Origin of the sequence: Streptomyces sp. NPDC053079, assembly GCF_044546695.1 — a bacterium.
Taxonomy (GTDB): Bacteria; Actinomycetota; Actinomycetes; order Streptomycetales; family Streptomycetaceae; genus Streptomyces.
In genome coordinates, this window is sequence record NZ_JBITZJ010000006.1 from 544,618 (window position 1) to 569,945 (window position 25,328).

Annotated in this window: 23 protein-coding genes; 10 read left to right on the plus strand and 13 right to left on the minus strand. The window is 71.3% G+C overall.

Translation table 11 applies throughout. The features are described 5' to 3' along the window. Window positions 1–45 precede the first annotated feature (45 nt). Complete coding sequence (locus ACIGXW_RS24590; RefSeq protein ID WP_399575030.1) at window positions 46–972, minus strand: metallophosphoesterase; 927 nt, start codon at window positions 970–972, stop codon at window positions 46–48. Window positions 973–1,146: 174 nt separating this feature from the next. Here ACIGXW_RS24590 and ACIGXW_RS24595 point away from each other — a divergent pair, with 174 nt between their 5' ends. Further along, entirely contained in the window at window positions 1,147–1,611 is a 465-nt protein-coding gene (locus ACIGXW_RS24595) for a GatB/YqeY domain-containing protein (RefSeq protein WP_071963882.1), read from the plus strand. A 93-nt stretch (window positions 1,612–1,704) separates the two neighbouring features. Here ACIGXW_RS24595 and ACIGXW_RS24600 read toward each other — a convergent pair whose 3' ends face one another. Continuing rightward, window positions 1,705–3,984, minus strand: a complete 2,280-nt coding sequence (locus tag ACIGXW_RS24600) for a transglycosylase domain-containing protein (protein ID WP_399575031.1) — start codon at window positions 3,982–3,984, stop codon at window positions 1,705–1,707. A gap of 384 nt (window positions 3,985–4,368) precedes the next feature. Here ACIGXW_RS24600 and ACIGXW_RS24605 point away from each other — a divergent pair, with 384 nt between their 5' ends. Further along, window positions 4,369–4,704: a WhiB family transcriptional regulator gene (locus tag ACIGXW_RS24605; protein WP_177338024.1), complete on the plus strand. Its 336-nt coding sequence runs from the start codon at window positions 4,369–4,371 to the stop codon at window positions 4,702–4,704. A gap of 206 nt (window positions 4,705–4,910) precedes the next feature. Here ACIGXW_RS24605 and ACIGXW_RS24610 read toward each other — a convergent pair whose 3' ends face one another. Then, the gene (locus ACIGXW_RS24610; RefSeq protein WP_399575032.1) at window positions 4,911–6,359 is read right to left on the minus strand and encodes an ArsA family ATPase; all 1,449 of its coding nucleotides are present in this window, start codon (window positions 6,357–6,359) and stop codon (window positions 4,911–4,913) included. Beyond that, window positions 6,356–7,348 carry an ArsA family ATPase gene (locus ACIGXW_RS24615; RefSeq protein ID WP_399575033.1) on the minus strand — a complete coding sequence of 331 codons (993 nt, stop codon included), beginning with the start codon at window positions 7,346–7,348 and terminating at the stop codon, window positions 6,356–6,358. Before ACIGXW_RS24615 ends, ACIGXW_RS24610 begins: the two co-directional genes overlap by 4 nt. A gap of 72 nt (window positions 7,349–7,420) precedes the next feature. Between ACIGXW_RS24615 and ACIGXW_RS24620 the strand changes: the two genes are divergently transcribed. From ACIGXW_RS24620 to ACIGXW_RS24635, 4 genes are all read left to right on the plus strand, one after another. Further along, the gene (locus ACIGXW_RS24620) at window positions 7,421–7,579 is read left to right on the plus strand and encodes a DUF4177 domain-containing protein (protein WP_071963877.1); all 159 of its coding nucleotides are present in this window, start codon (window positions 7,421–7,423) and stop codon (window positions 7,577–7,579) included. Beyond that, window positions 7,576–8,040, plus strand: coding sequence for a RidA family protein (locus ACIGXW_RS24625; RefSeq protein WP_071963876.1), 465 nt, complete (start codon window positions 7,576–7,578; stop codon window positions 8,038–8,040). Before ACIGXW_RS24620 ends, ACIGXW_RS24625 begins: the two co-directional genes overlap by 4 nt. 81 nt (window positions 8,041–8,121) lie before the next feature. Next, a complete protein-coding gene (locus tag ACIGXW_RS24630) occupies window positions 8,122–9,030 on the plus strand; it encodes an NUDIX hydrolase (protein ID WP_399575034.1) in 909 nt (302 codons plus the stop codon). Next, window positions 9,027–9,857, plus strand: a complete 831-nt coding sequence (locus ACIGXW_RS24635) for an MBL fold metallo-hydrolase (protein WP_399575035.1) — start codon at window positions 9,027–9,029, stop codon at window positions 9,855–9,857. Before ACIGXW_RS24630 ends, ACIGXW_RS24635 begins: the two co-directional genes overlap by 4 nt. Before the next feature lie 80 nt (window positions 9,858–9,937). Here the strand turns inward: ACIGXW_RS24635 and ACIGXW_RS24640 are convergent, their stop codons facing one another. Next, on the minus strand, window positions 9,938–10,612 hold the full coding sequence (locus tag ACIGXW_RS24640) for a Crp/Fnr family transcriptional regulator (RefSeq protein ID WP_004939715.1): 675 nt from the start codon (window positions 10,610–10,612) through the stop codon (window positions 9,938–9,940). 250 nt (window positions 10,613–10,862) lie between these two features. Here ACIGXW_RS24640 and nth point away from each other — a divergent pair, with 250 nt between their 5' ends. From nth to ACIGXW_RS24655, 3 genes are read left to right on the plus strand one after another with little or no spacing between them, the layout of a single operon-like run. Beyond that, window positions 10,863–11,723 (plus strand): endonuclease III, encoded by an 861-nt coding sequence (gene nth / locus ACIGXW_RS24645; RefSeq protein WP_399575036.1) that lies wholly within the window; start codon window positions 10,863–10,865, stop codon window positions 11,721–11,723. A gap of 56 nt (window positions 11,724–11,779) precedes the next feature. Next, window positions 11,780–12,472, plus strand: coding sequence for a CoA pyrophosphatase (locus ACIGXW_RS24650; RefSeq protein WP_071963927.1), 693 nt, complete (start codon window positions 11,780–11,782; stop codon window positions 12,470–12,472). Between the two features lie 58 nt (window positions 12,473–12,530). After that, entirely contained in the window at window positions 12,531–13,730 is a 1,200-nt protein-coding gene (locus tag ACIGXW_RS24655) for a MarP family serine protease (RefSeq protein ID WP_071963872.1), read from the plus strand. An 84-nt stretch (window positions 13,731–13,814) separates the two neighbouring features. On the opposite strand, the gene ACIGXW_RS24660 is transcribed toward ACIGXW_RS24655, so the two are convergent. The 7 genes from ACIGXW_RS24660 to ACIGXW_RS24690 form a co-directional block, all read right to left on the minus strand. Further along, the gene (locus tag ACIGXW_RS24660; RefSeq protein WP_071963871.1) at window positions 13,815–14,024 is read right to left on the minus strand and encodes a hypothetical protein; all 210 of its coding nucleotides are present in this window, start codon (window positions 14,022–14,024) and stop codon (window positions 13,815–13,817) included. A 118-nt stretch (window positions 14,025–14,142) separates the two neighbouring features. Then, a complete protein-coding gene (locus tag ACIGXW_RS24665; protein WP_399575037.1) occupies window positions 14,143–15,153 on the minus strand; it encodes an alpha/beta fold hydrolase in 1,011 nt (336 codons plus the stop codon). After that, entirely contained in the window at window positions 15,150–15,608 is a 459-nt protein-coding gene (locus tag ACIGXW_RS24670; protein WP_071963870.1) for a phage holin family protein, read from the minus strand. Before ACIGXW_RS24670 ends, ACIGXW_RS24665 begins: the two co-directional genes overlap by 4 nt. A 116-nt stretch (window positions 15,609–15,724) precedes the next feature. Next, window positions 15,725–17,122 (minus strand): Na+/H+ antiporter NhaA, encoded by a 1,398-nt coding sequence (nhaA, locus tag ACIGXW_RS24675; RefSeq protein ID WP_071963869.1) that lies wholly within the window; start codon window positions 17,120–17,122, stop codon window positions 15,725–15,727. 208 nt (window positions 17,123–17,330) lie between these two features. Further along, on the minus strand, window positions 17,331–19,298 hold the full coding sequence (gene acs, locus ACIGXW_RS24680) for an acetate--CoA ligase (protein ID WP_071963868.1): 1,968 nt from the start codon (window positions 19,296–19,298) through the stop codon (window positions 17,331–17,333). A gap of 193 nt (window positions 19,299–19,491) precedes the next feature. Continuing rightward, a complete protein-coding gene (locus ACIGXW_RS24685; protein WP_399575038.1) occupies window positions 19,492–21,807 on the minus strand; it encodes a SulP family inorganic anion transporter in 2,316 nt (771 codons plus the stop codon). A gap of 380 nt (window positions 21,808–22,187) precedes the next feature. After that, window positions 22,188–23,180: an ATP-binding protein gene (locus ACIGXW_RS24690; protein WP_399575039.1), complete on the minus strand. Its 993-nt coding sequence runs from the start codon at window positions 23,178–23,180 to the stop codon at window positions 22,188–22,190. A gap of 101 nt (window positions 23,181–23,281) precedes the next feature. Between ACIGXW_RS24690 and ACIGXW_RS24695 the strand changes: the two genes are divergently transcribed. Continuing rightward, window positions 23,282–24,103, plus strand: coding sequence for an oxidoreductase (locus tag ACIGXW_RS24695; RefSeq protein WP_399575040.1), 822 nt, complete (start codon window positions 23,282–23,284; stop codon window positions 24,101–24,103). Window positions 24,104–24,417: 314 nt separating this feature from the next. Here ACIGXW_RS24695 and ACIGXW_RS24700 read toward each other — a convergent pair whose 3' ends face one another. Then, window positions 24,418–25,317: an HAD family hydrolase gene (locus ACIGXW_RS24700; RefSeq protein ID WP_079273997.1), complete on the minus strand. Its 900-nt coding sequence runs from the start codon at window positions 25,315–25,317 to the stop codon at window positions 24,418–24,420. Window positions 25,318–25,328 lie beyond the last annotated feature (11 nt).

Here is a 25,328-nt window from a genome sequence, read left to right on the forward strand (position 1 = left end):
GCGGGCAGCCCCCCGTCCGCGCCTCTCCAGGCCGCCGCCCGAGGATCAGTCGCGGGCGACGAGGGTGAGCAGGGTGGCCTCGGGCGGGCAGGCGAAGCGGACCGGGGTGTAGCGGTTGGTGCCGCAGCCCGCGGAGACGTGGAGGTAGGACCGGTGGCCGCCGGCCTCGTGGGTGGAGAGGCCCTTCACGCGCCGGGTGTCGATGTCGCAGTTGGTGACCAGCGCCCCGTAGAAGGGGATGCAGAGCTGGCCGCCGTGGGTGTGCCCGGCGAGGATCAGCGGGTAGCGGTCGGCGGTGAAGGCGTCGAGCACCCGCAGGTACGGGGCGTGGACGACGCCGAGGGAGAAGTCGGCGCTCTCCTGCGGGCCGCCGGTGACCTGCTCGTACCGGTCGCGCTTGATGTGCGGGTCGTCGAGGCCGGTGAGGGCGATCTCCATGCCGTCGATCTTGAGCGAGCCGCGCGTGTTGGTGAGGTTGACCCAGCCCGCCGCGTCGAAGCCGTCGCGCAGCTCCTCCCACGGGTTGTGGATCGCGCCGACGACCGGGGCGTTGCCGTTCAGGCCGTGCCGCCCGCTGGCCTTCTCCAGGAGGTAGCGGGCGGGGTTGCGCAGCTTGGGGCCGTAGTAGTCGTTGGAGCCGAAGACGTAGGCGCCGGGGAAGCGCATCAGCGGGCCGAGCGCGTCGAGCGTCTCGGGCACGCCCTCCGGGTCGGAGAGGTTGTCACCGGTGTTGATCACGAAGTCGGGGCGCAGCCCGGCGAGCGACTGGAGCCAGCGCTGCTTCTTGCGCTGTCCGCCGACCATGTGGATGTCGGAGACCTGGAGCACCCGCAGTGGCCGCATGCCCTGCGGCAGCACGGGCACGGTGACCCGCCGCAGCCGGAAGGAGCGGACTTCGAAGCCGGCGGCATAGGCGAGGCCTGCCGCGCCGACCGCGGTGATTCCCAGGGGTACTCCGTATCGCGCACGCATGGTGCCCATCGTCGCAGACCGCGACGGGTGCGCTGTCACGGGCCGGGGAACGCAAGGGAGTTACCGGTGAGTGGGCGTCGTCGGGGCCTCGTGGGCCCCGTGCGCGGCCGTCGCCGGGCGGCGCCCGGCGGTTAATCCGGGGCGCGCGCCGGGGTGGGATGCGAAGATTGCGGCATGACCACGCTGAAGTCCAAGCTCCACGACGACCTCACGGCCGCCATCAAGGCGCGCGACGAGCTGCGCTCCTCCACCCTTCGCCTCACCCTCTCCGCCGTCGCCTACGAGGAGACCGCCGGCAAGGTCGCCCGTGAGCTCTCCGACGACGAGGTGCTGACGGTGATCACTCGCGAGGCGAAGAAGCGCCGCGAGGCCGCGGACGCCTTCGACAAGGGCGGCCGGGCCGAGTCGGCGCAGCGCGAGCTCGCCGAGGGCGAGGTGCTCGCCGAGTACCTGCCGAAGCAGCTGTCGGACGAGGAGCTCGCCGCGATCGTCGCCGAGGCGGTGGCCGAGGCCACGGCAGGTGGTGCGGAGGGCCCGAAGGCCCTGGGCGCCGTCATGAAGATCGTGAAGCCGAAGGTGGCGGGCCGCGCCGAGGGCGGCCGGGTGGCCGCCGCGGTGAAGGCCGCGCTCGCGGGCTGAGCACGGGTACGTACGTAAAAAGGGGCGCCCGGACCGCTACGGTCCGGGCGCCCCTTTCTGTACGGGCCAGGAGCCCTCGGGCTCCCGTGAGGGCTACTGCTGGTCTTCGGTGGGGGCGCCTTCCGCGCCGCCGATGAATCCGGGCGGGATGATGCCGCCGGGCACCGCGGCGTCGGGCTTGGCGTCGCCCGGCTTGTTGCCGGGCTTGGTGTTGCCCGGCTTGGTGTTCCCCGGCTTGTTCGTGCCGGGCTTGCTGGTGCCGGGCTTGCGGGGGTTGCGGCCGGGCTTGTCGCCCTTGTTGCCCGAGCCCTTGTCGGCGTCCGCGATGGGGGAGCCGCCGAAGGTCGGCGCGTCGTGGCCCTCGAGGGCACCGGTCATGGCGTCGCGCCAGATGGGGCCGGGGGTGTCGGCGCCGTAGACCTTGTCGTGGTAGACGCCGCCGATGGTGATGTTCTCCATCTCGACGCCCTTGGCGCCCGGGCCGCCGACCCAGACGGCGCCGGCGAGGTTGGGGGTGTAGCCGACGAACCAGGCGGCCTTGCGCTCGTCCGTCGTACCCGTCTTGCCCGCGCTGTCGCGGCCGGAGAGCCCGGCCTCCTTGCCCGTACCGTCCTCGACGACGCCCTGGAGCAGGGCGTTGACGGTGTCGGCGGTCTGCTCGGACATCGCCCGCGAGCACTTCGTCTTGGGCACCCGCAGCTTCTCGCCGTTGGGCCCGACGGCCGACTCGACGATGACGGGGGTGCAGTACGTGCCCTTGTTGGCGAACGTGGCGTAGGCGGAGGCCATGGTGAGCGGCGACATGCCCTCGGTGCCGAGCGCGATCGACGGCATCTGCTTGATCTTGCCGCCACCGGCGGGCTCGATGCCCATCTTGGCCGCCATCTTCGTCACGGGGCAGACGCCGATGTCCTCGATCATCTGGACGAAGTAGGTGTTGACCGACTTCGCGGTCGCCTCCTTCATGCCGTACGGGCCGTTCTCGCTGCGGTTCTCGTTCTGGACCGTGTCCCCGCTGTTCTTCCAGGGCTTGCCGCAGGTCTCCACCTCGTCCGGATAGGGCATCCGGTACGGCGAGGAGTAGGTCTTGTACGGCGAGACGCCCTCTTCGAGGGCCGCGGCGGCGACGATCGGCTTGAAGGTCGAGCCGACCTGGAAGCCGAAGTTCGAGCCGCCCATGTCGTGGTCCGCGGAGAGGTTGATCTGCGTCTGGTACTCGCCGAAGCCGTACGGGCGGGACTGGCCCATGCCGAGGACCTTGCCGCTGCCGGGCTGGACGATGGACACGGCGGTGGCCACCGAGTCCTTCTGGTAGACGTGATCGGTGATCGACTTCTGGACGGACTTCTGGGTCTGCGGGTCGAGGGTGGTGCGGATGGTCATGCCGCCCTCGTTCCACCGCTTGGCCCGGGCTTCCTTCGTCTTGCCGAAGACCGGGTCGTTGAGGAAGGTCTCGCGGACGTAGTCGCAGAAGAAGCCGGCGCCGTTGACGGCGGTGATGCAGCCGCTCTTGGGCCTGCTGACGTTCAGCTTGAGCGGCTTGGCCTGCTCGGCGGCGGCCTCGGCCGGGGTGATGTGCTTCAGCTCGGCCATGCGCTGCAGCACGGTGTTGCGCCGCTTGGTGGCCTCCTTGGGAGCGTTGACCGGGTCGTAGCGGCTGGGGGACTGGACGAGGCCGGCCATCAGGGCGGACTCGCCGAGGGTGAGGTCCTTGGCGTGCTTGCTGAAGTAGCGCTGGGAGGCGGCTTCGACGCCGTAGGCCTGCTGCCCGAAGAAGGTGATGTTCAGATAGTTGTTGAGGATCCGCTCCTTGCCGAGTTCCTTCTCGACCTGGATGGCGTACTTCAGCTCCTTGACCTTGCGGCCGAGGGTCTGCTGCGTGGCCACGGCGACCTTGTCCGGGTCGTCGCCGGCCTCCTCGACGAAGACGTTCTTGACGTACTGCTGCGTGAGGGTGGAGGCGCCTTCCGAGACGCCGCCGGACTGGGCGTTCTTGTTGACCGCGCGGAGCACGCCCTTGAGGTCGATCGCGCCGTGCTCGTAGAAGCGCGAGTCCTCGATGTCGACGATCGCCTTGCGCAGGTAGGGAGAGATCTCGTTCAGCGGCACCACGGTGCGGTCGCGGGAGTAGACCTTCGCGATCTCGCCGCCCTCGGAGTCGAGGATGGTGGTGCGCTGGCTGAGGGGCGGTGTCTTGAGGTTTGCGGGGATCTCGTCGAAGCCCTCGACCGAGCCCTTGGCCACTAGGCCGAATGCGCCGATGCCCGGTAGGGCCAGACCCGCCAGGACGACTCCGGAGAGCACGCTGACGCCGAGGAATTTCGCGGCCTGCCGGGTCACGTTGGGACCCTCGCCCGAGGACTTCATAGCCATGGGAGGAAGCCTACGTTCTCATTCGGCGGACAGACGCAGGTGTGTTCGCCTACGCTGTTTCACGCCAGTCACAGCGATGCCATTCAGCATCACCTCTGACCTCACTCTTGTGAGTGATGAGACGTGTCCGTATTGCCGTCTGTGTCACCGGCTGCCCGTCGCGACACGGGCGAATCGCCACCATGTGGGCGAAAAGTCCGTAATGTCGCCAGCTCACTCCGTTGGGTGATCTGCCGCGTACGCATAGTCCGTTCGGGCCATCCAAGATTGGGCCCGAAGGGGGTGTTGCCCCCTGCCCGCCTTCCGTAACGTCCTCAACTGGCAACGGTGAATATGCCGCTGCCGCCGTGGGGGAGCCTCGATTCGGGAGAGGACGGCGCCAGCATGGGCTGGGTAACCGACTGGAGTGCGCAGGCCGCCTGCCGCACTACCGATCCGGATGAACTATTCGTTCAGGGCGCAGCGCAGAACAGGGCGAAGGCGGTCTGCACAGGCTGCCCGGTACGGACCGAGTGTCTGGCTGACGCGCTGGACAACCGCGTCGAGTTCGGCGTGTGGGGCGGAATGACCGAGCGCGAGCGGCGGGCCCTGCTCCGGCGCAGGCCGACGGTCACCTCGTGGCGCAGGCTCCTGGAGACGGCTCGTACGGAATACGAGCGCGGCGCCGGCATCCTGCCGCTGGGCGACCCGGAGTACGACGAGTACGCGGCCGTGGGTTAGCCACCGGCTCCGCCTCCGCGACGGGGCTTTGACGACAGGGTTTTGACGACAGGGTTTTGACGACGAGGCCTTGACGACGGGCACCGTCCGTACGGTTCTCCACGGCCCACTGTGGCGACCGCTCGTAGTGCTGCTCTGCGCGGCTGCGTACGGGCCTGCCTACGGGCCGCGCAGGGGCTCGGCACGGCTCTCCGCGGCGAGGCCGGTCACGTCTCCATGGAGGCGTCCTCGGCGCCCTTCGCGGGTGCGGGCACGGCCGCTCGGTCCGCCGGGCGGGTCCGGTCCCGGTGAGCCGACTGATCGGCGAGGCGCTCGGCGATCGCCCGCAGTCCCGCCAGGTCGTGCACATCGCCGGGCAGTGCGGCCACCTCCGCCACCCGCACCTCGGGGTGCAGAGCGGTGAAGCGATCACGCGTGCGCTGCTCGCGCGCGAGCACCTGCATGCGCTCGGCGTGCAGCCGCAGCAGCCCGGCGGCGAGCTGTGCAGAGGATTCCCCGACCCGTGCTGAAGGTCCTTCCATCGACACGGATCGTTCCGCCGAGGCGCCCGGGGTCGTCGCTCCTGAGGACGCGGGCTGGGGGAAGCCGCTCTCGGGAGAGGATGTGTCCGTGGGAGTGAGGGTGCCAGGGTCGTCAGCGGTACGTGAGCCAGCCTGCCCGCTGTCACGATCCACAATGCCGGCACCGTCAAGATTTTCTGCGTATTCGGATGTTCCGCTCGTGAGGGCCTCGGCGGCGGCCAGAGCCCGCTCCGCGGAGAGCCGCGCCGCCCCGCTGCCGTGCACCCGGTTCAGTACGAGACCGGCCAGCGGCATCCGCTCCGCTGCCAGCCGTTCCACGAAGTAGGCGGCCTCCCGCAGGGCGTCCCGCTCGGGCGCCGCGACGACGAGGAAGGCCGTTCCCGGCGCCTGGAGCAGCCGGTAGGTCGCATCGGCGCGGGTACGGAAGCCGCCGAACATGGTGTCCATCGCGGCGACGAACGTCTGTACGTCCCGCAGGAGCTGTGCCCCCATCAGTTTGTTCAGGGGGCCGCTCATCACGGACATGCCAACGCCCAGGAACTTCATCCCCGCCCGGCCGCCGATCTTCGCCGGCGCCATCAGCAGCTTGATGAACTTCCCGTCGAGGAAGGAACCCAGCCGGCTCGGCGCGTCGAGGAAGTCCAGCGCGGACCGGCTCGGTGGGGTGTCCACGACGATGAGGTCCCAGTCGTCGCCGGCGCGGAGCTGGCCGAGCTTCTCCATGGCCATGTACTCCTGCGTGCCCGCGAAGCCGGCCGACAGGGACTGGTAGAAGGGGTTCTCCAGGATCGCGCGGGCGCGGTCCCCGTCGGCGTGCGCCTCGACGATCTCGTCGAAGGTGCGCTTCATGTCGAGCATCATGGCGTGCAGTTCGCCGCCGGCCGAGTCGTCGATGCCGTGGACGCGCCGCGGGACGTTGTCGAGCTCGTCGATGCCCATCGACTGGGCGAGGCGGCGGGCGGGGTCGATGGTCAGGACGACGACCCGGCGCCCGCGCTCGGCGGCCCGTACGCCCAGGGCGGCCGCGGTCGTGGTCTTGCCGACGCCCCCCGATCCGCAGCACACCACGATGCGGGTGCGCGGATCGTCCAGGACGGGGTCTATCTCGAGCGGTTCCGCCGAATCCAGGCTCACCCTGCCACTCCTTGCTTCCGCAGTTCGCGCGCCATGCGGTAGAGACCCGCCAGGTCGACGCCGTCCCCGAGCAGCCGGAGTTCGTACGTGGGCAGACCGAGCCGGGCCACGTCGGCGCGGCCGCGGTGCTCGAGCGCGAGCCGCTCGGTGTGCTCGCGCGCCTCCTGCAGCAGGGGTTCGACGAGCGGCTCCGCGAGCCCCGTGCGCCGTGCGCCGCCGGAGCCGGTGCGCTCCAGGGCGTGCGCGAGCGAGCGCGCCACCTCCTCGCGCCGGCCGTTGGCGGCGGCCTCCACGGCCGCCTCGTCGAGTATCGCGGGCCGCACCATGTTGATGACGACGCTGCCCACCGGCAGCCCCGCGGCCCGCAGGTCCGCGATGCCGTCGGCGGTCTCCTGGACGGGCATCTCCTCCAGCAGCGTGACGAAGTGCACCGCGGTCTCCGGCGACTTGAGCACCCGCATCACCGCCTGCGCCTGATTGTGGATCGGGCCGATCCGGGCCAGCCCCGCCACCTCGTCGTTCACATTGAGGAAGCGCGTGACCCGCCCGGTGGGAGGCGCGTCCATGACGACGTAGTCGTAGACGAAGCGACCCGTACGGTCCTTCCTGCGCACCGCCTCGCACGCCTTGCCCGTCAGCAGGACGTCCCGCAGACCCGGTGCGATGGTCGTCGCGAAGTCGATCGCGCCGAGCTTCTTCAGGGCCCGCCCCGCGCTGCCGAGCTTGTAGAACATGTGGAGGTAGTCGAGAAGCGCCTGCTCGGCGTCGATGGCGAGCGCGAACACCTCGCCCCCGCCCGGAGCCACAGCGATCTTCCGTTCCTCATAGGGCAACGCCTCCGTCTCGAAGAGCTGCGCGATGCCCTGCCGGCCTTCGACCTCGACCAGCAGAGCGCGCTTTCCCTCGGCGGCGAGGGCGAGCGCGAGGGCCGCGGCGACGGTGGTCTTGCCGGTACCGCCCTTGCCGCTGACGACATGGAGCCTGCTCATGGCTCGGAGCCTAACCAGTCGCCCCGCGGGCTACGCACGAGGCTGTCGGTGTGAGGCATTACAGTCGGGCCCATGACCAAGTGGGAATACGCGACCGTGCCGCTTCTGGTGCACGCGACCAAGCAGATTCTGGACACCTGGGGCGAGGACGGCTGGGAGCTCGTCCAGGTCGTGCCGGGCCCCAACGACCCGTCGCAGCTCGTGGCGTACCTCAAGCGGGAGAAGCCGTGAGCGCCGTCGAGGACAAGCTCGCCTCGCTGGGCCTGACCCTGCCGGAGGTCGTGCCTCCGCTGGCCGCGTACCAGCCGGCCGTGCGCAGCGGTGCCTACGTGTACACCGCCGGCCAGCTGCCCATGGTCAAGGGTGCCGTTCCGGCCACCGGCAAGGTCGGTGCCGAGGTCAGCCCGGAGCAGGCCAAGGAGCTGGCGGGCATCTGCGCGCTCAACGGCCTGGCCGCGGTGAAGTCCGTCATCGGCGACCTCGACAAGATCGTGCGGGTCGTGAAGGTCGTGGGCTTCGTGGCCTCCGCGCAGGACTTCACCGGTCAGCCGGGCGTCCTCAACGGCGCGAGCGAGCTGCTGGGCGAGGTCCTGGGCGAGAAGGGCGTGCACGCCCGCTCGGCCGTCGGCGTGGCCGTGCTGCCGCTGGACGCACCGGTCGAGGTCGAGTTCCTCGTGGAGGTCCGGGACTGACCGCCTCCCGGTCGATCCCGTCGTGAGGGCCCGTCCCCGGGTCCTCTCGAACATCCGCGCGTGAGCGCATAGCATCCGGCCATGTCGACTTCGAACGGCCAGTGGTACCCGCCGGAGTGGCCGGACCGGATCAGAGCGCTCGCCCGCGGCGAGCTCCGGCCCGTGGCGCCCCGGCGCGCCGCGACCGTCCTGCTGCTGCGCACGACGGCGGGCGGGCTCGCCGTTCACATGCTGCGCAGACGCGCCTCCATGGCCTTCGCCGGAGGCGCGTACGCGTATCCGGGCGGCTCGGTGGACCCGCGCGACGAGCGGGACGTGCCCTGGGCCGGCCCCTCACGCACGGACTGGGCGACGCGGCTGGGGACGGACGCCGCCACCGCCCAGGCCATCGTCTGCGCCGCCGTCCGCGAGACCTTCGAGGAGTCGGGCGTCCTGCTGGCGGGCCCGGCGCCGGACACGGTCGTCGCGGACACCACGGGCGAGCGGTGGGAGGCCGACCGGGCCGCGCTCGTCAGCCGCGAGCTGTCCTTCGCCGACTTCCTCGAGCGGCGCGGCCTGCTGCTGCGCAGCGACCTCCTGGGCCCCTGGGCGCGCTGGATCACACCCGAGTTCGAGCCCCGTCGCTACGACACCTGGTTCTTCGTCGCAGCCCTGCCCGAGGGCCAGCGCACCCGCAACGCCTCCACGGAGGCCGACCGCACGGTGTGGACCGCACCCGCCGCCGCGGCCGCCGGCTACGACCGGGGCGATCTGCTGATGATGCCTCCGACCATCTCCACGCTGCGCTCGCTGCTGCCGTACGCCGGGCCCGCCGAGGCTCTCGCGGCCGCGCGTGAGCGGGATCTCACGCCCGTACTGGCGCAGGCGCGGCTCGACGGGGAAGAGATCGTGCTGAGCTGGCCGGGGCACGACGAGTTCACCAAGCACATCGCCCAGCACCTCACTCCAGGAAACCCGAGCACCACAGGACCCGCGGGAGCCGACGCATGACGCACGCAACCGACCTGCCCGGACGGCCGCGCCCAGGCGCCCTCGGCGGCCCCGCGACCACCCGTGCGACCTGTGTCCTCGCGCCCAACCCGTCCGCGATGACGCTGCAGGGCACCAACACCTGGATCCTGGCCGAGCCGGACTCCGACCTCGCCGTCGTCGTCGACCCCGGCCCGCTGGACGAGGCCCATCTGGGCAACGTCGTCGCCACGGCCGAGGCGGCGGGCAAGCGCGTCGCCCTGACCCTCCTCACCCACGGCCACCCCGACCACTCCGACGGCGCGGCCCGCTTCGCCGAGCTGACGGGTACGCACGTACGGGCGCTGGACCCCGCGCTGCGGCTGGGCGGGGAGGGGCTCGGGGTGGGCGACGTCGTCACCACCGGAGGCCTGGAGCTGCACGTCGTCCCGGCCCCCGGGCACACCGCCGACTCCCTGTGCTTCCACCTCCCGGCGGACCGCGCGCTCCTGACCGGTGACACGGTGCTGGGGCACGGCACCACGATCGTCGCCCACCCCGACGGGCGGCTCGGCGACTACCTCGACTCGCTGCGCCGGCTGCGCGCGCTCACGGTCGAGGAGGGCGTGGACACGCTGCTGCCGGGCCACGGCCCCGTACTGGACGACGCGAAGGGCGCGATCGAGTACTACCTGGCCCACCGGGCCAAGCGGCTGGCCCAGGTCGAGACGGCGGTCGAGAACGGTCACCGCACGCCGTCCGAGGTCGTGGCGGCCGTCTACGCGGACGTCGACCCCCGCCTGTGGCCCGCGGCCGAGCTCTCGGTGCGCGCGCAGCTGGACTACCTGGACGAGCACGGGCTGATCTGAGCCGGCCCGTCCTCGCGGGCGGCACGACCGAGGGCCCCGGCGTGTGCCGGGGCCCTCGGTGCGGGTGCGGTGCGTGCGCGTCAGCGGGAGCGCTTGGCCAGCCGCTCGACGTCCAGCAGGATGACGGCGCGGGCCTCCAGGCGGAGCCAGCCGCGGCCGGCGAAGTCCGCCAGCGCCTTGTTGACGGTCTCGCGGGAGGCGCCGACCAGCTGGGCCAGCTCCTCCTGGGTGAGGTCGTGCACGACGTGGATGCCCTCTTCGGACTGCACGCCGAAGCGGCGCGACAGGTCCAGCAGGGCCTTGGCGACACGGCCGGGAACGTCCGAGAAGACGAGGTCCGACATCGAGTCGTTGGTGCGGCGCAGCCGGCGTGCGACGGCGCGCAGCAGGGCGGTGGCCACCTCCGGGCGGGCGTTGAGCCAGGGCTGGAGGTCGCCGTGGCCGAGGCCGAGCAGCTTGACCTCGGTGAGCGCGGTCGCGGTGGCGGTGCGCGGTCCCGGGTCGAAGAGGGACAGCTCGCCGATGAGCTCGCCGGGGCCCAGGACCGCCAGCATGTTCTCGCGGCCGTCGGGGGAGGTGCGGTGGAGCTTCACCTTGCCCTCGGTCACCACGTAGAGGCGGTCGCCCGGGTCGCCTTCGTGGAACAGGGCGTCGCCCCTTGCGAGGGTGACCTCGCCCATGGAGGCGCGCAGCTCAGCGGCCTGCTCGTCATCGAGCGCCGCGAAAAGCGGGGCGCGCCGCAGAACGTCGTCCACGAGTTCTCTCCTTGTCGACATGCACAGAGGACCGTGGTCCCCATGATGCCCGTCGGTAAAACTGTGTGATCAAACACAAGTGTGGCGCATCGTCGCCCGAAGCCCTACGGCAGGGGTCCGATTGGGCTGTGGTTTTCCTGCGGCCGGGGCGGATGTCAGTGCCGGGCTTTAGTCTGGCCGGGTGTCCAATACGCCGGTGAGAGCACAGGGCAAGGGGGCTGGGAGGGTGACGTCGGCCCGTAATTCCGCTGTGGGCGAACGCCCCGCAGCGAAGAAGGCAAAAGCGGCAAATAGGAAAGAATCCTCGGTCGGGGCGGGGGCCGCCGCCGGGGTCGCAGCCGCGAAGCCCGAGTCACGGACCGCGCTCGTCCGCCGTGCGCGCCGGATCAACCGCGAGCTCGCCGAGGTCTACCACTACGCCCACCCCGAGCTGGACTTCGAGAACCCCTTCCAGCTCCTGGTCGCCACGGTCCTCTCCGCCCAGACCACCGACCTGCGGGTCAACCAGACCACCCCCGCCCTCTTCGACGCCTACCCCACCCCGGAGGACATGGCGGCGGCCGACCCCGAGACGCTGGAGCAGCTGATCCGGCCGACCGGCTTCTTCCGGGCCAAGACCAGGTCCCTGATCGGCTTGTCCGCCGCCCTGCGCGACCGCTTCGACGGTGAGGTGCCGGGGCGCATAGAAGACCTGGTCACTCTTCCGGGCGTCGGCCGGAAGACCGCCAACGTCGTGCTGGGCAACGCCTTCGGCGTCCCGGGGATCACCGTCGACACCCACTTCAGCCGTCTCGTGCGGCGTTGGAAGTGGACCCAGGCGGAGGACGCGGAGAAGATCGAGGCCGACGTCTGTGCCCTGTTCCCCAAGAGCGAGTGGACGATGCTCTCGCACCGCGTGATCTTCCACGGCCGCCGGGTCTGCCACTCCCGCAGGCCCGCCTGCGGCGCGTGCCCCATCGCCCCGCTCTGCCCGTCCTTCGGCGAGGGCGAGACGGATCCGGAGAAGGCCAAGAAGCTGCTCAAGTACGAGATGGGCGGCCGGCCCGGCCAGCGGCTGAAGCCTCCGCCGGACTATCCGGGCCTGCCCGCGAGCCCACTGGGAGCCGAGTGAGCGAGCGCACGCCCGACGAGAGCCGCACCGACGCCGAGGAAGACCGGGGGAAGCGCATGGCCGGCACGTACGGCGAAGAGATGAAAGAGATCACGGTCAGCGCGGAGGGGCTGCCCGAGTGGCTCGAGCCGGTGGCGCGCGCCGCCCTGACCATCGAGCCGCACCAGCTCAGCCGCTTCCTCCCGCCGGAGACCGGCGGCCGCCAGTCCGCCGTGCTCGTCCTCTTCGGCGAGGGCGAGCAGGGCCCTGAGCTGCTGCTTCTGGAGCGCGCCGGAACGTTGCGCTCGCACGCCGGCCAGCCGTCCTTCCCCGGCGGCGCCCTCGATCCGGAGGACGGCGATCCGGAGGACGGCGGCCCGGTGCGGGCCGCGCTGCGCGAGGCCGAGGAGGAGACCGGGCTCGACCCGTCCGGCGTCCAGGTCTTCGGCGTGCTGCCCCGGCTCTACATCCCCGTGAGCAGCTTCGTCGTGACGCCCGTGCTCGGCTGGTGGCGCAAGCCCAGCCCCGTCTCGCCGGTCTCCCCGCAGGAGACGGCCCGGGTGTTCACCGTCCCCGTCACGGAGCTGACCGCCGCGGAGAACCGCGCCATGGCCGTCCACCCCAGCGGTCACCGGGGTCCGGCGTTCCGGGTCGGCCCGGCGCTGGTGTGGGGATTCACCGCCGGGGTAATCGACCGGATCCTGCACTACGCCGGATGGGAGCGGCCCTGGGACCGCGAGCGGGAGGTCCCACTGGACTGGCGCTCCTGACGGGCATGAGACGGTGGCCCCCGCTGGCCACGACAACTGCAATGCGAGGCATCTTTCGGTGAACGTGCTGGACATCGTGCTGCTGATCGCCGCCGTGTGGTTCGCGGTCGTCGGCTATCGCCAGGGCTTCGTCGTCGGCGTGCTCTCGGTGATCGGTTTTCTCGGCGGCGGCCTCGCTGCGCTCTACGCGCTGCCCGTGATCTGGGACAGCGCCACCGACGACGCCGAGCCGGGCACGGTCGCGGCCATCGCGGCCGTCGCCATCATCATCCTGTGCGCCTCCGTGGGCCAGGCCGCCACCACCCACCTCGGCAACAAGCTGCGCCGTCACATCACGTGGTCCCCGGCGCGGGCGCTGGACGCCACGGGCGGCGCGCTCGTCAACGTCGTGGCGATGCTGCTGGTCGCCTGGCTGATCGGCTCCGCCCTCGCCGGGACGACGCTGCCGACGCTGGGCAAGGAGGTCCGCAGCTCCAAGGTGCTGCTCGGCGTCGCCCGGGTGGTCCCGGCACAGGCCAACACCTGGTTCGCGGACTTCAGCACGATCCTCGCGCAGAACGGCTTCCCGCAGGTCTTCGCGCCCTTCTCCACCGAGCCCATCACCTCCGTGCCCGCCCCCGACCCCGAGCTCGCGGGCAGCCCGGTCGCCGTGGCCGCCCAGCGCAGCATCGTCAAGGTCGTCGGCAACGCCCCCAGCTGCGGCAAGGTGCTGGAAGGCACCGGCTTCGTCTTCGCCCCCCACCGGGTGATGACCAACGCCCACGTCGTCGGCGGCGTGGACGAGCCCACCGTGCAGATCGGCGGCCAGGGCCGGCTCCACGACGCCAAGGTCGTGCTCTACGACTGGAAGCGCGACATCGCCGTCCTCGACGTGCCGTCGCTCGACGCCCCCGTGCTGCGGTTCGCGGGGGACGACGCGGAGACCGGCAAGAGCGCCATCGTCGCCGGCTTCCCCGAGAACGGTTCGTACGACGTGCGCGCCGCCCGCGTCCGCAGCCGCGTCCAGGCCAACGGGCCGGACATCTACCACCGCGGCAACGTCCGGCGCGACGTCTACTCCCTCTACGCCACCGTGCGGCAGGGCAACTCCGGCGGGCCCCTGCTCACCCCCGACGGCAAGGTCTACGGAGTGGTCTTCGCCAAGTCCCTCGACGACGCCGAGACGGGGTACGCCCTGACGGCCGACGAGGTGCGTGAGGACGCCACGAACGGCCGTACGGCCTCGGGCAGGGCGGACACCCAGGAGTGCGCGCTCTGATCCACCCTGCGGGGCTCAGGCGGCCGTACGGACGGCATCCCGGGTGCGTGCGGGCGTTCGATGCGGGGTGTGGGGCGGGGACGGTCAGCGGCTGCGGGGATGCCGCAGCCGCGCCGACACCCAGCGGGCACGGCGCCGGATGATCCGGGGAATGCCGATACGGGGGTCGGGTCCGGCCCCCGGCCGGTGTTCGCCCCACTCGGGTGCCTCCGTCACGGCAAGCGCGGCATCACCCTCGGTGCCGTGCTCCTGAGTCACGTCGGTCACGTCACGGTAGTCGTGCGTCCAGCCCATACCAAAAGCTCTGCCCGGGCCCAAAGGTCGGTAATCGCCTATGGGTCCGGCAATTGGCCTATGCGCGCGGCAATTGGCCGTTCGGGTGAACGGACGTTCCCTTCCGCGCCCGTGGGCCCTAGCGGTCCGGCTCGGGATCCTTCAGCCAGCCGATGAGCTCCGCCGAGAACGCCGCCGGGTCCTCCTCGTGCGGGAAGTGCCCCAGGCCGTCGAAGAGCCGCCAGCGGTAGGGCGCTTCCACGTACTCCCCGGAGCCCGCGGCGCTGCGCGTGCGCATCACCGGATCGAGCGAACCGTGCAGGTGCAGCGTCGGCACGCGGACCGGCCGCTTCATGCGGCGGTTGAACTGGATGCCGTCGGGGCGGGCCAGCGAGCGCACCATCCAGCGGTACGGCTCGATGGAGCAGTGCGCCGTGGAGGGGATCGACATGGCCTGCCGGTAGACGTCCACGTCCTCGTCGTCGGGCAGCCGGGGCCCGGACCAGTCCCGGATCAGCCGGCCCACCAGCGCCGCGTCGTCCGCGACCAGCCGCCGCTCGGGCAGCCACGGACGCTGGAAGCCCCAGATGTGCGAGCCCGCGGCGCTCTGCTTGAGGTCGGCGAGCATCGCCGAGCGCCAGCGGCGCGGGTGGGGCATCGAGGACACGGCGAGCCGGCGCACCAGCTTGGGCCGCATGACGGCCGCCGTCCAGGCGAGGTAGCCGCCCAGGTCGTGGCCGACCAGCGCGGCGTCCGGCTCGCCCAGGGAGCGGATGACACCGGTGATGTCGAGGGCGAGGTTCGCCGGGTCGTAGCCCCGCGGCGTACGGTCGCTGCCGCCGACCCCGCGCAGGTCCATCGCCACCGCACGGAACCCCGCGTCGGCGAGCGCCGGCAGCTGATGCCGCCACGTCCACCAGAACTGCGGGAAGCCGTGCAACAGCAGCACCAGCGGTCCCTCGCCCATCTCGGCGATGTGGAACCGAGCCCCGTTCGCCGCGACCTCCCGGTGGGTCCAGGGGCCGTCCGGCCGTACGACCCCGGCGGGCGAGGCGCCCGACAGGCCCGCCGGCGCGGCCGGTGCCTTCCCGCTCACGGGCTTGCCGGGCTCGGGGGACGCGGGCGCTTCGGGGGTATCGGGCACCGTCATACGGACGAGCGTGTCACAGATGCGTCGACGGGGCTCGTGCCGGCCACCGGCCGGGGGTGCGGCTTGACGGTGCCCAGCACGGCCGCCGTCTCCTTCGCCGACGCGATGCTCTTCTCGGGCTTCGAGATCTTCTTGAACTTGGCGACCGCCAGCAGGCCGAGCACCGCCGCGAGCAGCAGGAACGCGGCGCCGGTGATCAGGAACGACCAGGCGAGGCCGAGGCCGAGGTTATGGATGCCATACGCCGCCGCGAAGCTCAGGACGGGCAGGGAGAAGAGCGCCAGGACACCCGCGGCGGCGATGGCGCCGCCGCCGATGCCCAGCCGCCGGGCGTCCTGCCGCAGCTCGGCCTTGGCCAGCGCGATCTCGTCGTGCACCAGCGCGGACAGCTCCGTGGTGGCCGTCGCCACCAGCTGGCCGAGGCTGCGGTTCGCGCCGTCGTCGGCTGCGCTCATCGCCTGCTCCCTCATCGTCATCAGCTTCGTCGTCCGCGGAACGCTCCCCTCCGGGGTCCGGTCGCCCGGTTTTCCCGCTCTTTGGGGGCGGTACCGCAGGGGTAAAGACTCTCAGATCATGCCGGACCGTCGCCCTGGGTGGTGCGCTCCGAGGCGACTTCCGCCAATTTGCGGTGTGCGGCTGCCTTTGCTTCGTACCTGGCGGCCATACGCAGGTGGTAGTCGGGGTTGTCCTGTTCGTAGACGTCCGGGATGCCGTCCTCGTCGTCGTCCCGGTCCTCCTCCTCGCAGAGCTTCTTGTACTTGTTGTCGCGGAGCTTGAGGAGGGTGCTCGCCAGGATCGCCGCGATCAGCGAGCCGACCAGGACGGCGGCCTTGACCTCGCCGACGAGCACCGCGTCGTCGGCGAACGCGAGCTCACCGATCAGCAGGGACACGGTGAAGCCGATGCCGGCCAGCGAGGCGACAGCCAGGACGTCGGGCCATTCGAGGTCCGGATTGAGCTCCGCCCGGGTGAAGCGGGCCGCCAGCCACGTACCGCCGAACACGCCGATCGCCTTGCCCAGTACGAGGCCGAGGACGACGCCGAGCGTCTCGGGCCTGCTGAAGACGTCCGACAGAGCCCCTCCGGAGAGCGCTACGCCCGCCGAGAAGAGCGCGAACAGGGGGACCGCCAGCCCCGCCGACAGGGGGCGGACGAGGTGCTCGATGTGCTCGCCGGGGGAGGACTTCTCGTCGTCGCGGCGGGTGCAGCGCAGCATCAGGCCCATGGCGACGCCGGCGATGGTCGCGTGGACGCCGCTGTTGTACATCAGCGCCCAGTTGACGAAGGCGAGCGGTACGTAGAAGTACCACCCGCGCACGCCCTTGCGCAGCAGCAGCCAGAAGACCGCCAGGCCCAGCACGGCGAAGCCGAGGGCGGCGAAGTTCAGGGTGGAGGTGAAGAAGATCGCGATGATCAGGATCGCGAAGAGGTCGTCGACGACGGCCAGCGTCAGCAGGAACGCGCGCAGCGCGGACGGCAGGGACGTGCCGATGACGGCGAGCACGGCGAGCGCGAAGGCGATGTCGGTGGCAGTGGGCACGGCCCAGCCGGCGAGCGAACCGTGGCCGGCGGAGGCGACGGTGAAGTAGACGAGCGCGGGGACGGCCATGCCGCAGACCGCGGCGACGACGGGGAGGATCGCGGCCTTGGGGTCACGCAGCTCGCCCGCCACGAGCTCGCGCTTGAGCTCGATGCCGGCGACGAAGAAGAAGACGGCGAGCAGTCCGTCGGCCGCCCAGTGCTGGAGCGAGAGGTTCAGACCGAGGCCGGAGGGGCCGATGTGGAAGGAGCGGACGGTCTCGTAGCTCTCGCGGATCGGGGTGTTGGCCCACAGCAGCGCGGCCACGGCCGCGACGAGCAGGAGCACGCCGCCGACGGTCTCGGTACGCAGCGCGTCCGCGAGGTAGTTCCGCTCGGGCAGCGGAAGTCTGCCGAGGAAGACGGAACGGCGGTTCTTGGGCGCGGCCACGGTGGTGGACCTCCTGGGCTCGACTGTCGACTGCGTGCACGTGCGTACACGTGTCCTGTGTGCCGACCAGACTTCCCGGCGCGCCCTTGATTCTTGTCGCGATCTTTACGCGACGGGTACTTACTGTAGCCGGAAAGAGTGAAGGGCACCCGGCGGGAGCCGGGTGCCCTTCATCGGCAGCCACCCCAGCGGGCCTGCCGCGGAGCGGTCAGTCCTCGCTCGAGGAGGCCGGGAGCTGGGTCTGGATGAGGTCCATGACCGAGGAGTCGGTCAGGGTCGTGACGTCCCCGAGGGCGCGGTTTTCGGCCACGTCGCGCAGGAGCCGGCGCATGATCTTGCCGGAGCGGGTCTTGGGCAGTTCGGCGACCGGCAGGATCCGCTTGGGCTTGGCGATCGGGCCGAGCTGCTTGGCCACGTGGGCCCGCAGCTCCTCGACCAGGCCCTCCTCCTCGCTGTTCACATTGCCGCGCAGGATGACGAAGGCGCAGATGGCCTGGGTGGTCTGCGGGTCGTTGGCGCCGACCACCGCCGCCTCGGCGACCTTGGGGTGCGAGACGAGCGCGGACTCGACCTCGGTGGTGGAGATGTTGTGGCCGGAGACGAGCATGACGTCGTCGACGCGGCCGAGCAGCCAGATGTCGCCGTCCTCGTCCTTCTTGGCGCCGTCGCCCGCGAAGTAGCGGCCCTCGAAGCGGGACCAGTAGGTGTCGAGGTAGCGCTGGTCGTCGCCCCAGATGGTGCGGAGCATGGACGGCCACGGCTCGGTCAGCACGAGATAGCCGCCGTGGCCGTCGGGCACCTCGTGTCCCTCGTCGTCGACCACGGTCGCGGCGATGCCGGGCAGCGGAGTCTGGGCCGAGCCCGGTTTCGTCTCGGTCACGCCCGGCAGCGGGCTGATCATCATGGCGCCGGTCTCGGTCTGCCACCAGGTGTCGACGACGGGGGTGGCGTCGGCGCCGATGTGCTTGCGGTACCAGATCCATGCCTCGGGGTTGATGGGCTCGCCGACCGAGCCCAGGATGCGCAGGCTGGAGAGGTCGAACTTCGCCGGGATGTCGTCGCCCCACTTCATGGCGGCCCGGATCGCGGTGGGCGCGGTGTAGAGGATCGTGACGCCGTACTTCTGCACGATCTCCCACCAGCGGCCCTGGTGCGGGGAGTCGGGGGTGCCCTCGTAGAGCACTTCGGTCGCGCCGTTGCTCAGCGGTCCGTAGACGATGTACGAGTGCCCGGTGACCCAGCCGACGTCGGCGGTGCACCAGAAGACGTCCGTCTCGGGCTTGAGGTCGAAGACGGCGTGGTGGGTGTACGAGGCCTGGGTGAGGTAGCCGCCGGTGGTGTGCAGGATGCCCTTCGGCTTACCCGTGGTGCCCGAGGTGTAGAGGATGAACAGCGGGTGCTCGGCGTCGAACGCCTGGGGGGTGTGCTGGTCGGACTGGCGCTCGACCAGGTCGTGCCACCACACGTCGCGGCCCTCGGTCCAGGCGATGTCCTCCTGGCCGGTGCGGCGGACGACGAGGACGCTGCGGACGTTCTCGGTGCCGGGGCGGGTGAGGGCCTCGTCGACGGCCGGCTTGAGCGCGGAGGGCTTGCCGCGCCGGTAGCCGCCGTCGGCGGTGATGACGACGCGGGCGTCGGCGTCGTTGATGCGGGTGGCGAGGGCGTCGGCGGAGAAGCCGCCGAAGACGAGGGAGTGCGGGGCGCCGATGCGGGCGCAGGCCAGCATCGAGACGACCGCTTCGGGGATCATCGGCAGGTAGATGGCGACCCGGTCGCCGGCCTGAACGCCCAGCTCGGTCAGGGCGTTGGCGGCCCGGGAGACCTCGCGCTGCAGCTCGGCGTAGGTGATCGAGCGGGTGTCGCCCGGCTCGCCCTCGAAGTGCAGGGCCACCCGGTCGCCCAGGCCGTTCTCCACATGGCGGTCGACGCAGTTGTACGCCACGTTGAGCTTGCCGTCGGCGAACCACTTGGCGAACGGCGGGTTCGACCAGTCCAGGGTCTCGGTCGGCTCGGTCTCCCAGCTCAGGCGGCGGGCCTGTGCGGCCCAGAAGCCCAGCCGATCAGCCTTCGCCTGCTCGTACGCCTCCGCGGTGACGTTGGCCTCGGCGGCCAGGCCCGCAGGCGGTGCGAAGCGGCGTTCCTCCTTCAGGAGGTTGGCCAGGCTTTCGTTGCTCACGACATCTCCCTTTCCCAGGGGCCTCGTTGCGTCCCGGTGCCATAGCTCATCAGCCCGGGGCACACCCTGACAAGGGGTGTGGACAATTATTGGTTTAGACCTGTCCTTTTCATGGGTCGGCCGAGGTCAGAGGGGTAGTGCTGCCCCGCCGGGCGTGCCGGGGCAGCCGGGTCGTCGGAGGGCGGGCGGGGCGTCACACCGCGTCGAGGACCTCCGGGCGGACGGCGGTGAAGGTCCGCGAGCGAGCGTCCAGGACGTAGGCCTGGGCCTCGGCGACGTGGAAGTACATCCCCTGCAGATGGAGCGAGCCTTCGGCCACCCGCCGGGCGACGCAGGCGTGGGCCATGAGGTGGTCGAGCTGCTGCAGTACGTTGACGAGCGCCAGCCGCTCGACGTCGTCCGCCACGGGCCGCTCGGCCAGCGCGACCTCGCCGCGCCCCAGCCGGCCGATCCGCTGCATACGGGCCAGGCTGGGCCGCCCGTGCCGCAGCCAGCGGGTGAGCGGCGTCTGGCCGTCCGGCGCGAGACCCTGGCCGGCGGGGGAGGCGGCGATGTCCAGAAGTGCCTGCATGGCACCGCACCCCGAATGTCCGCACACGGTGATGCTGGCGACCTTCAGGACCTCCACCGCGTATTCCACGGCCGCGGCCACGGAGTCGCAGCCGCCCTCGTTGTCGGGTGGCGGCATCAGATTGCCGACATTGCGCACGGTGAACAGGTCGCCCGGCCCACTGGAGGTGATCATGCTGGTGACCAGCCGGGAGTCGGCGCAGGTCAGGAAGAGCTGGCTGGGCCGCTGGCCCTCCCGGGCGAGCCGTGCCAGCTCGTCGCGGACGAGCGGTGCGGTGTTGCGCTGGAAGGCGCTGACCCCGCCGAGCAGCTGACGCCCGCCGACCGGATCGGCGCCGGTCTCGGCCGGCCGGGTGCAGTGGTGGTTGCGCCAGGGCGTCCAGGGGCGGCAGGCATGGGTGCTGACGGGCTCGGCGATCGGGCGCCCGTGGCGGCCCCGCAGGGTGACCCATCCGCCGCGTGCCCGGTGTGCGTTGGACCAGGAGTGCAGCGCGTCGTAGGCGGCGTGGTCCATGAACGAGCCGCCCAGCTCGACCACGGCGTTCGCCTCGTCCGGCACTTGCCCGAGTGCCCGGCTCAGCCGGGGCACCGCCAGGAACGTCAGCTGTCCATTGACCCGCACCCGGTGGCAGGCCTGCTCCTCGGTGACGGTGATCCGGGTGTGGGTGAGCCGGCGCAGCGAGAGGAGGGCGGCGACCGCGACGCCCACCGCGACCCCCTGGAGCACGCCGAGCAGGACCACGGAGGCGAGCGTGGCGGCGTACATCGGGAACTCCCGGTGCCGCTGGACATGCTTGATGTGGGCGAAGCTCACCATCCGCACACCGACCGCCATGACGAGCGCGGCCAGGGCGGCCAGCGGGATCACCTCGAGCGTGGCCGTGAGCAGGCCCGCGCAGACCAGCACCCAGACGCCGTGCAGCACGGCGGACTTGCGGGACGTGGCACCGGCCGCGATGTTGGCGGAGCCGCGGATCGCCCCGCCGGCGATCGGCAGGCCGCCCAGCAGCCCGGACACCACGTTCGCCGCGCCCTGCCCGGCGAGCTCTCGGTCCAGCTCGGTGGCGGCGGCCGCCTGCTCGTCGGACCGCTCGGCGCGCAGCCGCTCCATCGCGACGGCGGACAGCAGGGACTCCATGCTCGCCACGAGCGTGACCGTCAGAACGGCCGCGAAGATCCCGAGCACCGGCCCGTCGGGCAGCGTGGGCAGCGCCTGCACCTCCCAGTCGGGCAGCGAGACCCTGGGCAGCTCCATGCCCAGGCTCGCCGCGGTGGCGAGTGCCACGGCCGCCAACGGCGCCGGAAGCAGGCGCGCCCAGCGTCCCGCCTGCCCGGGCAGACGCGGCCAGGCGAGCAGCACTCCCACCGTGACCGCGCCGATCAGCAGCGCGGGCGGGTGCGGATGCATGACCTGGGAGGGCAGCGCCCCGAGATTCTCCAGCGCCGAGAGGCTCGGGCTGTCGCCCAGGACGACATGCAGCTGGCCCAGCGCGATGGTGACGCCGATGCCGGCGAGCATCCCGTGCATGATCGCCGGGCTGATGGCCAGCGCCGCACGGGCCACACGCGCGGCGCCGAGCGCGAGTTGGGCCAGGCCGGCGAGCGCGGTGATCGCGCAGGTGGCCCGCCAGCCGTAACGCTGCACCAGCTCGGCCGTCACGACCACCAGGCCCGTGGCGGCCCCGCTGACCTGCAGTGGGGCGCCGCCCAGCAGGCCGGCGACGATGCCGCCGACCGCTGCCGCGATCAGGCCCGCCTGGAGCGGAGCCCCCGTGGCGAGCGCGATCCCCAGGGAGAGGGGAATGGCGATCAGGAAGACGACGAAGGAGGCGGACAGGTCCCGCCGCCAGCCCGATCGCGGGCGCCCGCCCGGCTCGGGCGGTGCGTCCTGTCCTGGCGCGGAAGACGGTGGATACGTCTGAGTCGGCTGAGCGTGCATGGTCGTTCCCGTCTTCGTCGGGCAGCGCGGGCGCGTGGAACGCGCACGTGGGTCACGGCGGGCAGCGGCGGGAGCGGCTGCGATGGCGGGGCATTTCTCAACTCTCGGTAAACGAATCGTAATGGAGAGTAAAGGGATGGCGAAGGGGTGCGGGCGGGCTTCGCTCGATCGAGTGAATAGGTATTTCACTGCGCTTGTCCCGTATTGCCCTGCGGCTTTGCGGCCCTGAGCGCCCCGGCTCCGGGCCGCAAAGCCGCAGGCGCGACGCGGCCGACCGGGTAGGGCGCCGCCCGAACGTTCAAGGCCCCGCCCAACGCGCCGAGTTGTGAACACGGCGGTTGGGCGGGGCCCTGGGAGAGGTGGTGCGGGGTTCGCCGGGGTCAGGCGGGCTGGGGGGCGGCCAGGAGCCGCTCGTCCAGAACGAAGGCCGGGTCGACCTGAGCCGCCAGGTCGGCGCCGGTCTTGGCGTTGCCCCAGCTCTCCGCGTTCTTGAGGTGGAAGTGCACCATCTGGCGGGTGTAGCGCTGCCAGTCGCGCTCCTCGTAGGCGCCGTCCGCCGTCTCGCGCAGGGTGCGCAGGGCCTGGCGGTTGGACTCCTCCAGCAACTCGAAGCGGGGCGGGCGGCCCTTCTCCATGGCGCGCACCCAGTCCGAGTGCCCGACCGTGGTGAGCAGGTCGTCGCCGACCTCGGCACGCAGGAAGTCGAGGTCGTCGGCGCCGTGCACCTTGTTGCCCACGACCTTCAGGCCGATGCCGAAGTCCCGCGCGTACTCCTTGTACTGGCGGTAGACCGAGACGCCCTTGCGGGTGGGTTCGGCGATCAGGAAGGTCATGTCGAAGCGGGTGAACATCCCGGACGCGAAGGAGTCGCTGCCCGCCGTCATGTCGACCACGACGTACTCGCCGGGGCCGTCGACGAGGTGGTTCAGGCACAGCTCGACCGCTCCGACCTTGGAGTGGTAGCAGGCCACGCCGAGGTCGGAGTCGGTGAACGGGCCGGTCGCCATCAGCCGAACGGCCGCGTCGTCGTCCAGAGGGACGGTGCGGGCGCAGGCGTCGTAGACCGGATTGTCCTCGTCGACGCGCAGCAGCCGGGAGCCCTCGCCCGGCGGGGTCGTCTTGATCATGGTCTCCGCGGAGGCGATGCGCGGGTTGGTGCCGCGCAGATAGTCCTTGATCAAGGGTAGCTGCGCACCCATCGCGGGCAGCCCGGCGCTCTCCGCCTCGTCGAGCCCGAGCGCCGCGCCCAGATGCTGGTTGATGTCCGCGTCCACGGCGATGACGGGGGCCTGGGCGGCGGCGAGATGGCGGATGAACAGAGAGGACAGCGTGGTCTTTCCGCTGCCGCCCTTCCCTACGAAAGCGATCTTCATGTTCACCAAGAGTAGGTGCGAGGGTGCGCTGAGTGAGAGCGGTGAGTGAAGAGGACCACTCTTTCGGGGGGTGTAGAGCCGAAGTGCGTAGTGTCGTACCCATGAGTACGACAGCCGATCCGCTTGCCGTTCTGGGCTCCCTCCCGGGGGTGGCCGACTCCGTGGACTCCGTACGCAAGGCGGTGGACCGGGTGTACGGCCACCGGGTGATGCGCCGCCGCAGCAATGAGGTCACCTCCGAGGCCGCCCTGCGCGGCGCGCGGGGCTCGGCCGCGCTCTCCGGCGCCGACTGGGCGCTCGAGGAGGTGCGCCGCCGCTCCGACTTCGGCAGCGAGGGCGAGCCGCGCACGGTGGGCGCGGCCCTGCGGCTGACCGCGGAGGCCGGCCAGTTGCTGAGCGTGTGGCGGCAGTCGCCGCTGCGGGTCCTGGCCCGGCTGCATCTGGTGGCCGCCGGCCGGGACCGTCCGGACGAGTCGGTGGGGCGCCCGCGGCTGCCGGGCGAGCCGGTGGTGGAACCGTTGATCGAACTGCCGGTTCCGGCGGCGGACGAGGTGTCGGGGCGGCTCGAAGGGCTGGCCGGGCTCCTGATCGCGGGCAGCGAGGCGCCCGCGCTGGTGACGGCGGCCGTGGTGCACGGCGAGCTGCTGGCCCTGCGGCCGTTCGGGTCGTACAACGGCCTTGTCGCCCGCACCGCCGAGCGGATCGTGCTGGTGGGCAGCGGGCTGGACCCGAAGTCGATCTGCCCGGCCGAGGTGGGTCACGCGGAACTGGGACGGGTGGCCTATCTGGCGGCGCTCGAAGGCTATGTGTCCGGGACGCCGGAAGGGGTGGCCGCCTGGATCGCGCACTGCGGCCGCGCCGTCGAACTCGGCGTGCGCGAGAGCACCGCGGTGTGTGAGGCCCTCCAGCGAGGCGCCGCCTGACGTGGGCCGTCGCGCCTGAAGTCGCCCCGCGTCACGCCGCCTGAAATGCGGTGGGGAGCGACTTCGCGCGGACAAGGGTTGCGGCGGTACCCATACTGCTCAGGTACCGCCGCTGGCACGTCCGCCGGGTTACCATGCGTGCACGAAATTTGCCCATCAGGCCGGGACTTCGCCCGCCACCTGGTGCGGCTGGCCCGTAATCGACGGGTCGGCGTCGCGTGGGTGCCCGACTTTCATGCTGCGGTCCGTGGGGCCTTGGTGCGTGAAGGGCTTCCTCTCGGATGTCCCTGGTCTCGCGGGCCGTTAAGTCCTTTCTACTCCTGTCGCGGCGGAAGCGGAAGTCCAGCCCGCAGTTCTTTGCTTTTAGCTGCAAATGTGGACAAGGCGGACGCGGTGCCACGGCGGCGGCTGGCGAGCCACAGCAGACCCGCGGTAGCGGCGGCAGCGCCGACCGCGGCGGCCGTGACCAGCGCCGGGCGCGAGGGCATGGACAGCGAAGAAATGCGTTGTTTAAGCCGAACGGGTCGACTGAAGGAGAGAACGGGCCACTCGCGGGCGATCGCCTCGCGTCGCAGCGCCCGGTCGGGGTTGACGGCATGGGGGTGGCCGACCGCCTCCAGCATCGGGATATCGGTCGCCGAGTCGCTGTAGGCGTAGCAGCGGGCCAGGTCGTACCCCTCCGAGGCGGCGAGTTCCCTGACTGCCTCCGCCTTGGTCGGGCCGTAGGCGTAGTACTCGATTTCTCCGGTGAAGACTCCGTTCTCGACCACCATGCGGGTGGCGACGACGCGGTCGGCGCCCAGCAGTTCGCCGATCGGTTCGACCACTTCGGCGCCCGAGGTGCTGACGATGACCACGTCGCGCCCGGCGGCGTGGTGCTCCTCGATGAGCGAGGCGGCCTCGTCGTAAATGATCGGGTCGATGAGCTCGTGCAGGGTTTCGGCGACGATCTCGCGCACCTGCTGGACATTCCAGCCCCGGCAGAGTGCGGAGAGATACTGGCGCATCCGCTCCATCTGATCGTGGTCGGCTCCGCCGGCCAGGAAGACGAACTGCGTATAGGCGGTGCGCAACGCGGCACGCCTGTTGATCAAGCCGCCTTGGTAGAAGGACTTGCTGAAGGTGAGCGTGCTCGACTTCGCAATGACCGTCTTGTCCAGATCAAAGAAGGCGGCTGTCCGAGGCAAGGAGTGGTTTTCCACTCCGCCGAGCATAGGGGCCCTCC